The organism is Burkholderia sp. MBR-1 (genome assembly GCF_013822785.1).
In the GTDB taxonomy this organism is placed as follows: Bacteria; Pseudomonadota; Gammaproteobacteria; order Burkholderiales; family Burkholderiaceae; genus Burkholderia; species Burkholderia vietnamiensis.
The window spans coordinates 29,081-41,562 of the sequence record NZ_CP053613.1 but is presented as its reverse complement, the minus strand read 5'-3'; the positions used below and the strand labels follow the sequence as shown (position 1 = coordinate 41,562).

The 12,482-nt window shown below is 59.3% G+C and carries 9 protein-coding genes; 5 read left to right on the top strand and 4 right to left on the bottom strand.

Annotated elements, in window-relative coordinates; all coding sequences use genetic code 11:
* Positions 1–4: 4 nt before the first annotated feature.
* Positions 5–1,987: a hypothetical protein gene (locus tag MBR110_RS31625; RefSeq protein ID WP_011875469.1), complete on the bottom strand. Its 1,983-nt coding sequence runs from the start codon at positions 1,985–1,987 to the stop codon at positions 5–7.
* Complete coding sequence (locus MBR110_RS31620) at positions 1,984–2,625, bottom strand: hypothetical protein (protein WP_011875470.1); 642 nt, start codon at positions 2,623–2,625, stop codon at positions 1,984–1,986. Before MBR110_RS31620 ends, MBR110_RS31625 begins: the two co-directional genes overlap by 4 nt.
* 307 nt (positions 2,626–2,932) lie before the next feature.
* Between MBR110_RS31620 and MBR110_RS31615 the strand changes: the two genes are divergently transcribed.
* The 3 genes from MBR110_RS31615 (at position 2,933) to MBR110_RS31605 (ending at position 7,349) form a co-directional block, all read left to right on the top strand.
* Complete coding sequence (locus MBR110_RS31615; RefSeq protein ID WP_011875471.1) at positions 2,933–5,038, top strand: phage integrase family protein; 2,106 nt, start codon at positions 2,933–2,935, stop codon at positions 5,036–5,038.
* 560 nt (positions 5,039–5,598) lie between these two features.
* Positions 5,599–6,282, top strand: coding sequence for a ParA family partition ATPase (parA, locus tag MBR110_RS31610; protein WP_011875473.1), 684 nt, complete (start codon positions 5,599–5,601; stop codon positions 6,280–6,282).
* Positions 6,279–7,349 carry a ParB/RepB/Spo0J family partition protein gene (locus MBR110_RS31605; RefSeq protein ID WP_011875474.1) on the top strand — a complete coding sequence of 357 codons (1,071 nt, stop codon included), beginning with the start codon at positions 6,279–6,281 and terminating at the stop codon, positions 7,347–7,349. The genes parA and MBR110_RS31605 overlap by 4 nt, the downstream gene beginning before the upstream one ends.
* Before the next feature lie 122 nt (positions 7,350–7,471).
* On the opposite strand, the gene MBR110_RS31600 is transcribed toward MBR110_RS31605, so the two are convergent.
* On the bottom strand, positions 7,472–8,743 hold the full coding sequence (locus MBR110_RS31600) for a replication initiation protein (protein ID WP_011875475.1): 1,272 nt from the start codon (positions 8,741–8,743) through the stop codon (positions 7,472–7,474).
* 1,160 nt (positions 8,744–9,903) lie between these two features.
* The gene (locus MBR110_RS31595) at positions 9,904–10,515 is read right to left on the bottom strand and encodes a hypothetical protein (protein ID WP_011875476.1); all 612 of its coding nucleotides are present in this window, start codon (positions 10,513–10,515) and stop codon (positions 9,904–9,906) included.
* A gap of 375 nt (positions 10,516–10,890) precedes the next feature.
* On the opposite strand from MBR110_RS31595, the gene MBR110_RS31590 reads away from it, so the two are divergent.
* Positions 10,891–11,607 (top strand): type IV secretion system protein, encoded by a 717-nt coding sequence (locus tag MBR110_RS31590; protein WP_011875477.1) that lies wholly within the window; start codon positions 10,891–10,893, stop codon positions 11,605–11,607.
* The gene (locus tag MBR110_RS31585; RefSeq protein ID WP_011875478.1) at positions 11,604–12,479 is read left to right on the top strand and encodes a TrbG/VirB9 family P-type conjugative transfer protein; all 876 of its coding nucleotides are present in this window, start codon (positions 11,604–11,606) and stop codon (positions 12,477–12,479) included. Before MBR110_RS31590 ends, MBR110_RS31585 begins: the two co-directional genes overlap by 4 nt.
* The last annotated feature ends 3 nt before the right edge of the window (positions 12,480–12,482 follow it).

The following is a 12,482-nucleotide window of genomic DNA, read 5'->3' as shown; positions in this document are numbered from 1 at the left end:
AGCTTCAGTACGTGAAGATCTTCGTTAGCCATGGCGTCGACTCCCCTTTCGGGAGCGCCGGTGTCGGCGGCCTGACAATGTCCGGTGCGGCCGGCGACTCTTTTCCCACCGTGGCCGTGCTCTGCTGTGGCGGCTGCGGGGCGTGCGCCTTCGCCCGGTCGGTGAGCATCCGCGCAAGATCGTTCGCCTCGCGCGCATGCTTCCGGGCCTGCTCCTTTTTCCAGGCGAACCAGGCGCCGACCGGATCGTCGCCCTCCCGCCACGCGAGTTTGCGCTGACGCATCAGGGCGAAGATCTCCTGCCGGACGCGCAGCGAATGCGGTGTGAAGCACCAAGGACGGGCCGCGGTAAGCACGCCAAGCTCAGCACCGTTCATGAAGAAAGCGTGCAGATGACGCACATCCTTCACGTTGAAATAGACTCGGATCTGCTGACCAATCAACCCGGTCATGCCAGATAACAGCCGGCTGTCATAGCGCACGTACTCAAAGTTCACGTGCGGGCGCACGCCCCGGCTGACGTTGCCGCGAATGGTCACGATCCGGGCCTCTTGCAGAAGACAGAGCGTGCTGCGACGCGCTTCGGGAACCGTCCGCAACAGGCCCTCGCGTCTGGCGATCTGAAACTGCATCGCCTCGAGCGGTGATCGGCCGCCAAGGCCCGTGTGCGGTTCGCCGTTGTAATTGGCAAGCACGACGTCGATCACGTCCTCAAGCTCATCGAGCGTCATCATCAGCGACGTGTCGCCGCCGACGTCGCTGAGGGCCCGTTCGACCGAGCGGGGATCGCGTCCGGTGGTCGCCGGCAACCGGTGCGCAAAATGCGACGCCAGTTGGTCGAAGAACCGCTCGATGAACGCACGCTCATTCTTCTGGCCAAGCGGCCCGTTGTCAGTCGCACAGCCGACGACTGTCGTGAGGCGCTCGAGCGTCGCCTTGGCGAAATGCGCCCTGGCTGCATCGAAGCGAAGCGTGCTCCAGCATGCCCATGCCGTCTGGGGAATGATTTCAGAGGGAAACCCTCCGCCGGGCCTGACACTGAGTGCAGGGATTTTCGGTTCACGGGCAGCGTGCGGCATCAACGCCGCCTGCAGTGCCTGCGCGACGTCATCCCGGTTGTATTCGCACCCCGGCGCGAGCGCGTAGCCGATGACCGCGCGGCTAGCCACATCAAGCAGCACCAGTACCCAGATCCGGTGCATGACCAGCAGAGTCTCGAAACCAAATGGATCGTCGATACGCAGCGTCAACCGAACGTCAAGCTTGTGTCCGTCGAATTCCACAACCTCATAAGGATACGTTGCTGTCTTGCGCACCTCCTCCACATCAGCTTGCCAAGCGTGGCCGATCTGCTCCGCGCCCGCGGCGCGGGCCGCCGATGCGAATTGCTGACCTGCGAGCTTGTGGAGGTAGTTTGCCAGAGACCGCTCGCCGAGATGCTTCCGGTTAAACGGATATTCGTGCGCCTGTATGCCGGCCTGTCGGCACTGTGCGAGAAAACCTGCATGCAAACGCCAGATCTGGCGGTGGACCTCTTCCAGTTTGGTCCCGCGCCGACTACGGGCGGCGACCTTGCGCTCGATCCAGTGCGCGATTTCCGGATATCGGAGCAGCAGTTGACCGAAAGCACCGCTCGCGCCGTCCGTACCGGACGTCGTTACTTGCGCACGCCGTTCGTATGGCCGGGTATGCAACCAGGGAAGCAGCGCCCGGCAGCCGTAAATGCGACCGTCTTCGTGAGGAGTGGTACACCGCTCAAACAGTCGGTACAGATCGTTGATCCGCAATCCGGTCTCACGACCAATCGCCTGCAGAGCCGTGGTCCCGTCGACAAACAGCGTCATTGCCCGTACGCGACGCGCAAATAGCAGTCGGGCCGGCTCGTCCAGTGCGCTGTCGTCGGCACAGGGCCACTGGCTGACATCAGCGAGTTCAGCCGGAATGGAGCGACGATCGAAGCGCAGCGTCCCGAAGACAATCGCTCTCATTTGGTCTCCAGACAGCTATCAGGACCGAGCGGTCGCGAAGCAATCGTCGGGCAATCGAGCCCCCCCTTCAAGAGCAGCGCGAACGCGGCGGTGCGCACCAGTACCGGATCAATCGATGCAAACCGTTGCTCCAGCTTGGCCAACGTCAGGCCACGAATGCACGCGATCAAGATGGCTCGGCAGATTTCGTCCCGGGCCGGCACCGTGTTAGCAGCCAGGTAATTCAGCATCGTGAGTCTGTTCTGGCACAGTGGCTCGGGATCGTCGAGTTCGTCCGGGAGAATGGTACGCACCGTCATTGAGTGCGCCTGACTCCACGCGTCCAGTGCTGGGTACAGACTGATCCCCTGCTCGACCAGCGTCGCCTCGGACGATCGCAAGACCAGATGCAACTGCTCGCCCTGGTCCGTGCAAACCCAGAAGTCCGCAGCCCGCGTCCCTCTCGCTTCGGGCACGAGCAAAGGTCGCTCGCAATAGGTAACCACTTGCGGGTTGGATTCCAGCCGCAGCCAGAGCTGAAACACGCGTCGGCCAAATAACGTCAGCCGTCGTCCAACTTTGGGACCGAACACGTCGAATCGATGCGCGCCATACGGCCGCGCATCGGTCGCCGCTCTTCGGAACCGTGGTGAACGCATCGCCCCCTCCATGCAAGCATGCACACGTTTTAGTACAAGAATGGCGGCACTTAAATTGGAGAAACCGCGAGGGTCAGGAGTAGCATTGGCAGAAAACCATGCCACTACAAAATACGTATCAAATGATACAACTCGATGTCCTGAGCGGTTTGCGATTGGAAAGTCCGTTTCCAAGAGGCTTTTGTCCGCTGAAAAACACGGATCATCCTTCGAGTTCGTGAAACATCGGCGACGTATTTGACGAATATCCAGTCAAAACAATCCGTTACGCCGATGCCGTCCTATTTTAGGATGTTCCACGGATTGCGTGCTGCCAAGCACGTCAAGTACGTGTGATTTCCAACATTTCCTTCCGGGCGACGGGATTTCCAACTCTTCCTTCCGAAACCTGAGAAGCAAATCTTGTATCCGGGACCCCGGCCGATCACGTCTCAACCGGATCATTACCGCCGAGCCGGTACAATTTTTACTTCATCGGACGCTGGCGGAGCTGGCCGACCAGTACCTTGAATTCGGCCGCGACGCGCGCAAGGCGGCGGCGACGCGCACCTGGCTGGTCACCGCGTTCGTCGGCGCGGCCCGCAAGCGCCACGACTTCGCGACCGCCCGGCTGCTGGCGATCCGCCCGGCGGCGCTGGCCGCGCCGGCCGTGCCCACCGTGCCGACGCCGTCGCTGGAGGACTTCGCCGCCGAACACGATCCGGACGGCTTCTACACCGAAAAGGAACTGCTGGACCTGTTTACCGCCCAGCACGCCAGCGACAGTGCTGACGCCGGCGCCACGCTGCGCCGCCAGCAGCGCAACGCACGCCTGCGGGCCCGGCAGATGGCGGCGCTCGACGCGCTCGCGCGCCTGTTGGTCGAGGATCCGCAGCCCGAGCACCACGTACTCGGCTGGTTCGACACGGCCGTGGCGCTGCGCCTGGCCGACGTCGGGATCGACACGATCGGCCGGCTAGTCGAGACCATCAACGCGGTCGGCTACCGCTGGTATCGCTCCGTGCCCCGCCTGGGCGAGATCGGCGCGCGCCGCATCACCGCGTGGCTCGAACACTACGGCGACGTCGACGGCCTGCGGATCGCGACCAACGCACGGGTTCACCCGTCCGAGCGCACGCTGCCGGTGCCGGCGCTCACGCGAGCGCCCGCCACCGGCATCGTCCCGTTGGAATACTTCCTGATCCCGGCCGACCTCGACGGCTCGCGCGGGGCGAACCGCAATCCGCTCAAGAACAACAGCGGCGCGCACAACGACCTGCAGGCGATCGACTTCTGGCTGGCCGACTACGAGAACCCGCACACCCGCGACAAATACCGCGCCGAGGCCGAACGCCTGCTGCTGTGGGCGATCTTCGCGAAGCGCAAGCCGCTGTCCAGCCTCGACGTGAACGACGCGCGCGACTACATCAACCACTTCCTGGTCGATCCGCAGCCGGCCGCAATGTGGGTGATGGAGCGCGCAATGCCCCGCGCCGACCCGGCGTGGCGCCCGTTTCGTGGCCCGCTGTCGGTCAAGAGCCGCCAGGATGCGCTGGCGGCGCTGAAGAAGTGTTTCGGCGATCTGGTCGCCGCCCAATATCTCGACCACAACGCGTTCACCAAGATCAGGGTGTTTCTCGGCACCGAGCTGGACGCCGCCGGCAACGAGCGAAGGGTCGCCGCGAAACCCCGCATTCAAGCGGAACGCAGCCTGACGAAGGAGGCCTGGGCGTTCGCGATGCGCGTGCTCGACGCGCTGCCCGACTCGGCCTCGGCGGCTCGCCTGCGCTTCGTGCTCGCCTTCGCGTACAGCACGGGGCTGCGCCGCGCGGAGCTGTGCGGCGCGTTCACCGACGACATCGTGCAACGCTACGCCGGCGCCGAACTCGGCACGATTCACCTGCTGCGGGTGGTCGGCAAGGGCGCGAAGGAGCGCTTCGTGCCACTGGTGCCAGCCGTGCTCGACGCGCTCGGCGACTACCTCGTGACGCGCGGCTTCCCGCGCGATCCGCTGGCCTGCCCCCTGGGCACCCCGCTCATCCCCGCGCTGCTCGACAACCGCGAGATTGGTCGAGTGCGCCGCGAGGCTGCGGCGTCAGGCGCCGATCCGGATGCAGCGGTGGCGGCCCTCACTCGCCGCGACCGGCCGGTCCATCCCGACCGGCTCTACCGCGCGGTGAAACGATTCTTCGCGACTGCGACCGAAGCCGCTATGCGGGAGGACTCGCCGCACGCGCGGGCTTTCAGCGCAGCCAGCACGCACTGGCTGCGCCACACGTTCGTGTCGCATGCGCTCGCGAACGGCATGAGCCTCGAGAGCGCGCGGAATTTTGCGGGCCACGACTCACTCGATACCACGTCGATCTACGCGACCGCAGAGCTTGGCCGTCAGTATCGCGAGGCGGAGACCTTCCTTAGTCGAGCCTCTAAATAATGTTATTGGAGCGAGGCCCCATTCGCGGCGCCCCACCGAAAAGGGCTTCTCCCAGATATTGTCCGAGATTGACCAGCCGGCGCCATCAACCCCCCAGAAAATCCTCGACTTCCTCTGCGAGCCGCAAAAATTCTCCCAGATGATCTGGGACTTACCGCCAGGGCCGACGCGACTCCCGCCACGCCGGCCGACATTCGGTATATAAGATCACCCCCCAAGACCGATCAAAGACTCGCCTTCGGCATCGGATCGATCAATTCGTCAGATGGTCTGAGGCGCAATCTCCACGTGGAGATTGCCCGCTGCGCGTGCTATCGATCTACCGCGCTGCTGCCTGCACACCCGGGAATCTCCACGTGGAGACCCTCGCAGGAGACTGTCGATATGCTTCTTGAAATTAACAAAAAACCGTCTATACTTTATAACGCACAACGCTTTTATACACATCACTACGATGTGCCGCTCGATCTCCACGTGGAGATCGGCATCAACCCAAACTCGAATCTCCACGTGGAGATCGGTGATGGGAATCGAATGCCCTGATACAGTCCGGAGGCGAGATGGGTCTAGTATTCGCTGTTGCAAACCAGAAGGGTGGGACCGGGAAAACGACCACGACAATTAATCTGGCTGGGGCTTTTCATGCTGCCGGTTATAAGCCACTTGTCGCAGATGCTGATGCTCAAAACTCTTGTTTGCGCTGGAACGCCGTCGCGGACGATGGAAATCCGCTTCCGTTCAAAATCGTCAGTGTCGCGAGTCACGGCAAGCAAATAGGAAGTGTCATCACACAATTGGCGGAAGATTCAGAAATCGTGTTGGTGGATTGCCCTCCCAGCATTGAGTCCCCAATTACCGCACGAGTGTTGATGGTCGCCGACGCAACGATCATTCCGACCGATTCGTCACCGCTCGACCTCTGGAGCAGCGAGGGGATGATCCGCTTGGTGGAGCAAACTCGCGCCGTGCAGCCTAATGGGAAGTACGCGATTCTTCTCAACAAGGCGAACCCGAAGACCCAGCTCCATAAGCAGATGAAGGAACTACTTTCGGAAAGCAAAGTTCACCTCTTATCGACCACGATTAAGAATCGAGAAGTCTATAAATTGGCTGCGGCCTTGGGTCGGACTGTATTCGATGTGAAAGGGCTCAGGTCCGACGCCGTGAAACCGGCTCGAAACGAGGTCGCAGCGCTACTTGAGGAACTGATCGCCTTTTACAACACCGAGGAAGATGCAGAATGAGTAGGAAGCTCGATCTAAAAAGCAAAGTGCGTGTCGGCATGCATGCGGAGCGTTCCGACGTTGACGCACGCCTGAAAAATTCCGGTGTTGTCGAAACTGCCCAGTCGGACGCCGCCCACATCCTGGAGCCCGACTCCCGCGCTGTGAGCGATGAGAAGCCCACACCGATCGTTGACGCTCCAATAGAACGACCGGGCGATCAACGGATCCACATCCTTTCGATCGCCGATTGCATCGGAAATCCGTACAATCCTCGCGCCTTCTACAGCCCTCAGAGCATCGATGCTCTTGCTGCGACGCTTGACCGGGAAGAACAACTTCAGCCGATTATTTTCACGGAATTGCCGGAGTTTCCCGGTAAAAAGATTATTGTCGACGGAGAACGACGCAAGCGGGCTCTGAAGAGTTTGGGGCGCACCACCGTCCTGGGCGTCTATCGCGGCAACCTTTCGCCGAAATCTCTGTTCATGTTGGCGTACAGGGCAAACAAGGAACGGGACGATCAGACGGTGTTCGACGACGCCGTTTCGTGGCAGCGCCTCTTGAACGAGCATGTCTATCGGGACCAGCTTGAATTGGCCGCGGCGGTAGGCGAAGACAAGGGAGTGGTCAATAAGGTTCTTCTGCTCAACACTTTGCCGATGCCGCTGCTGCAACGGATGGTCGACAACGCTGACAAGGTTAAGCTCTCGCATGCCTACAACATCAAGCTCATATGCGACAAGGCAGGCGAGGCGGTAGCCGAACACTGGCTCGACCAGGTGATCGCCGGTCAGGCATCTGTCCGAAAGCTCGAACAAGTCGCGACCAGCGAGAAAACCGCCGCGCGAGGCGCAAAGAGGACTCACTATGAGTCGCGGGTCAAGTTTGCCTCACCAAGTGGTTTCGAACTTGGAGAACTGAAGGCGTTCGCCGACGGCAGAGCCGAGTTGAACCTGAAGGGGATAAAGGGCGAAGCGCAAGAGCGCCTGATCGACAAGTTGACTGCGGTCGTACAATCTTGGGCGCTCGAGCTGCAGGCGGACGACGTCGACGTACCACCTCGCGCTACGCAGTCAGCAGCGTAAGCGAGCCGCCGCTTTACCGGCCGCTCGGGCTAGAATGCCTGAGCGGCGTAACGAAAAACCTCCTGGCCTCTCCACATGATTTACGCGATCGAGCAGAGGCACGATCGCGGAAGACAGAGCAGTCACCGAGAATTTGCGCCGCCACCAGCGAGCACGAAATTCAAGAGATCGCGGTCTGTCGGCTTGCCCCAAACGTCCTCGGCCAGCCAGTGAAAGAACGCTTGCTCGGCTGCTTTCTTTGGCTTCTTGCCCGCCACGAGCTTCAGCTGTGACGCCACCTGACTCTCGTTATAGCGATTGACACAATCCCCTTGCTCGCCAGAATCAAGCTCGTTGAAATATCCACGAGCTTGCTCGGCCCGTTCGGCGAGCAGCTTGGACAGGAGCTTGTCCTCCGCTTGCTCTGGGGACGAGGCGATCGACACGACACTGCTGTCCGGTTTGCCGCGACCGTTTTCCAGCTGATAACCATTTACCAGAGCTTTCCGAAAATACGATGCGACATTGTCCAAAGGCTGCGCATTCTTTTTCTTCACACGAACATCGGTGTACGCGAGCGCTTGACGTACCGCCTCGGGGCCATGTTGGCCTAACAGTTTCCGCGCCTCGGACAGGGGAACTGAGAGTTTCGTCATCGCCGTCAGAACGTCGAGGTCTTCTTCGGACGTGGCCTCAGATTTTCGCTTTGGCGTGATAAAGAATCGAACCTCCGTTACAGAGCGACCGGTTTTCTCCTCTTTCATGACAATCTCATGATCGGAGACGTCGTTGATCTCCCTAAGTGCCGGGACCAAAATCCTGCTCTTGAAAATCTTGTACTCGGCGTATGAACCTTGCCCCCAGTCCATGCCTAGCAAAAGATCGCGAAGGGTGTTGACCTTCATTTTCCCCGTCTGACCGACACCTTCGTAGCGCACAACGTTCTCCCACAGGGTCAGCGCGTAACCGCGCTTGAACGTCCTGGCGATTCGCATATCGATGCTCGCATACACTTCGGGGCTAAGCAGAAGCTCGCTGATGTTGTCCGAGAACTGATACTTAAGCGTACCACCGGATATCTTCGCACCTGCTAGCAACGCGCTGGCGTTCCACTCAGACTTCGCTGCCAACTGGTCCCAGTTGACCACAAAGCCCAGCAACGAATTGATCGTCGCCTTGACGAACTCACGATTTTTTGAGTTCAGGCCGACGTCAGAAATCAGATCCCCGATCGAGTACTCGAACCATGTACGTTCACCTTCCTTGCGCTGCTCGATCGCGTTCTTGATCAAGGCGTTCCACGTCTTCGCCTGCTGGAGTGAGATCGGCCCGGTCTTCGGCGCTATGTGAATTGCCGGCACCGCCTTCCGAAAGGGATCTGGCATCTCCGGCATCTGGAAGAGGGCGATTTGCATGGGTTCGCGACCCGCGTCTTTTTTCGTTGCCACGAAGGGATACGCTCGAATGGAGATGAACGGTAACAATACACTGTACTTTGTTCACCTTCAAGGCCAGGCGTGACGTCGGCGACTAGAACCGCTGCTTTCCACTTCCTTGAGAACCATAGACGTTCACCAATGGTGCCCGAGATCACTTCCGGATGAGATCCTACAGATTATCATTAAAATTCAATGACTTAACAATCACCCTCACGAACCACACGCTGAACTGTCGGAACCATAGAGGTTCACCTTAGGCAGACGAAAGAGGGGTGAATTCGATAGCTCTTTCCCGGCGCACGGAACCATAGCCGTTCACTTTTCAGTACTCTTCCGGGATGGTCGGCGCTCGCGGGCCAAAGCGAACCATAGACGTTCACCTTTGAACCGCTTCTACCGATCCACTACTTTGGAGAAGCGCCATCACGTAGAGATGTGATTGAAAATCAAACAGTTACAGGTCAAAGCTCAAGTGCAATCTCTGCTACACATTCGGACCTTCGGAACCATACGCATTCACCTTCAGCAGTCCCCACACGCCTTCACCGTTCTCCGGTACAACCCAGAACCATAGACATTCACTCTCACCCCATATACATGTACCTGGCGAACCACAGCCGTGTACCATCTGAACCATATCCCTTCACCCTTAGAACCACAGGCGTTCACCATACGAACCATAGCTATGCACTTTGCATCCCTCAAAGCCTTATCCAGCATGGCTTTGCCAGGACGTAAACGTAGTTAAAGGTGTTAAAAGTGTTGAAGTAAACACGTAAACGAGCGCTGGCTTTTAGCAACACCACAAAGCTCCCTCCAGCAACGGAGCCGACACCGCCACATCATCGGCCGCAGCAAAGAGTGTGTGAACCATAGACGTTCACCTAATCGCGTCGCACCAATCAAGTCCATCCGCCGCTCACGCTGCCCAGAAGTCGAACCATAAACATTCACCTACCAACCAACCTTGAACCACAGAAGTTCACCGATCAGGTTCGAACCGTCGGAGCGGTGCTCGCGGTGAACCTTGGTTCTGAAATAGGGGATCCGACACCTAAGCCTGCCGCAAGCACCGAAATTCCTTCTACGCGGACGACGCATCCGGTCGATGCTGGGTTCCAATTCCGTTGAGTTCGTCACTTTGCTTTGGGGGATAGCCCGAGCAACGATGGAAGGAGAGTGTTGACAAGACGTTCTAAAGCCGAAAGATGGGGGACCACATCTTCGATATTTGCCGAGTCGACTCGAATGTATCGACCGCTTCCCCCCAACGAAAATGCCAAGGTAATGCCGTCCGCGATGTCGGCGACACCGGTACACAAGATCGCTTTTACCCGCGCTGGAGCGGCCTGGCTCGGCACCGTCAACGCCCGCCGAACCACTACCTCTCGGCCAAGCTCTCGCATCAGTGCCGCGACGGTTTCCGCCGTTCGAAATGAGATCCCTCTTGGGCCACCAAACGCGGTGATGACCTCAGCCGGAAGCAGCGATGCTTGAATCGATCGAGCAACGATTGCCTTTGATACCTTGAGGTCCATCGCCAGTTTCGCTTGACTTGGCCAAAGACTCAGGCCGAGCTGCTCACGGTAAAACGCCCCCATCACGATAGGCGGAGAGTCGGCGCGACGAAGATCTTGATGTCGAGCGATCGCGATCAGCCGGCACCGAAAGACCTCATTCTTCGCAACAGTCGGATCGTTACTGGAGTCGAAAGGAATCGGTGTGCAACGAGGATATTCAAAGTTCATTGGTACTGGTTTCGAGAAATTCCACGCAACCGGTTGTGGGGCTCACCCGATAAACGTCGAGCGGCTATAGAGCCTAACTAATTGATTTTGTTCGATTTCTAGAGCGCTGGCTCCCGCCGTTTGAGATCGAAAAGTGTGCAACGCGTTAAACGATTGCTCGCGCGATTCTATCGCGGCGATCGGAAACACAAGTCATAAAAGCTGTCGAATTTTGGGCAGCTTTCTCCCAAATCACCCACAACCAGTTGCGCGTGCAAGGACCTTCCTCCCCGGCTTTTCTTCTCCTCGAAAAGGTTCCTGAAATGAGGGCTCTTTTCCCACGAGCCGTTGTCGCCGCGGCTGTTCCAATTGATCCGTCCCAATTGGAACTCCGTGATGCGATTCCCCCGACTCTTTCCCCGTAACAAAAAGCAGGTCGCCCTTTCCCCGGCGCCCGGCCACTACTCGAACGACGATCCCGAAAAGATCATCTTCGATCAGGGGACGCGTCTGCGCGTCGAAGCCAATCACTGGAAGACCTTCTGCTTCATCCTCGCGATCATTGCGGGTGGTGCCGTATACACACGCCAGCCGCCGCCGTCCGTTGTCCGCTCGTATGGCGTCTCGTCGGACGCCGGTGGGAATCCGTTGGTCAAGCAACTGGCCGCCTATAACCCGGACGATCAGGCGAAGCGCACGGCGATCAAACAGGACGTCGAGCACTGGTTCACGATCGAGCCGGTCCTCACCGATGACATCCGCACCTCGCGGCTCGCCAAAAACATCAACGCGGTCAAGGCGAAGATGGTGGGCAACGCCAAGAACCAATTCGCGGCATGGATCAGCGAGGACAAGCCGTTCGATCAGATCACCACCAACCCGAAGCTCGTGCGGGAGACGAGAGTCACGAACGTGTCACTGCTCGACGATGCGACGGCCGTCGTGGAGTTCACGACCTCGACTCGCCAATCGCCTGCGGAGAAGCCGGTCGACATCCGCTTCGCGTTGACGATTCGCTATCAGATCATTCCGCCGACGGCCGAAGACGTGCTGGGCACGAATCCGTACGGTCTCTATTACCCGTTCTTCACCCTCCAAAAAACCGGCGCATGAAACGAACACGTACCCTCCTGAGCTGGGGCGCGCTCGCGTTTATCGCAGCGTCGGCCAACGCGTTCGCCGCAAAGAATGCCGCGAGTCCGATTGCCCCGATCCCGAGTTTCGACGTCGGCAGCATCATCGGCGATGCGATGAGTCCGGTTAACCCGTACAACTCCGGCACCGACCCGATCACCATGCCAGGTGATGCGCGCATGGCCGTGTTTTCGTACAGCCGCGACAAGATCTTTCGGGTTATGACGGCGCCGCTAAAGCTCACGACCATCGAGCTCGAACGTGGCGAAACGCTCATCAGCGAGCCGGCTATGGGTGACTCGGTGCAGTGGGTGCTCGACACCGATGGCGCGAATCATGTCTACGTGAAACCGACCAAGCCCGGCCTCGTCAACACGTTGCACTTGAGCACGAATAAGCGCGAGTACGAACTCACGCTTGTCTCGTCGCCGTTGGGCGGGCTGTTCTACCAGAACGTGCGCTTCAATTACCCCAACTCTCTGATGGCGAAGGTACGCGCACGCAGCGACGCCACTGAAGACGACCTCGAAGCTAAGCATGACTCACAGTCTGACTCCGGCCCAATCGGCGTGTCGCCAGACAAGCTGAACTTCGACTACACCGTCTCGGGCACGAGCTCCCTTAAACCCGAGACAGTCTTCGACGATGGCACGTTCATCTGGATTCGGATGCCGTCACGCACGCCATTTGCCGTGCCGACTATCAAGGACGGTGGCGACATCGTCAGCCCGAACTTTATCCGCCGCGGGCCGTACATCGTCATCCAGCGCCTGGCTGACGAGGTGAAGCTTACGCGGCCGGGTGAGGAGGTGACGATCACACGCGGCCGTCGCGGCTTGTTCGGATTCTGAGGG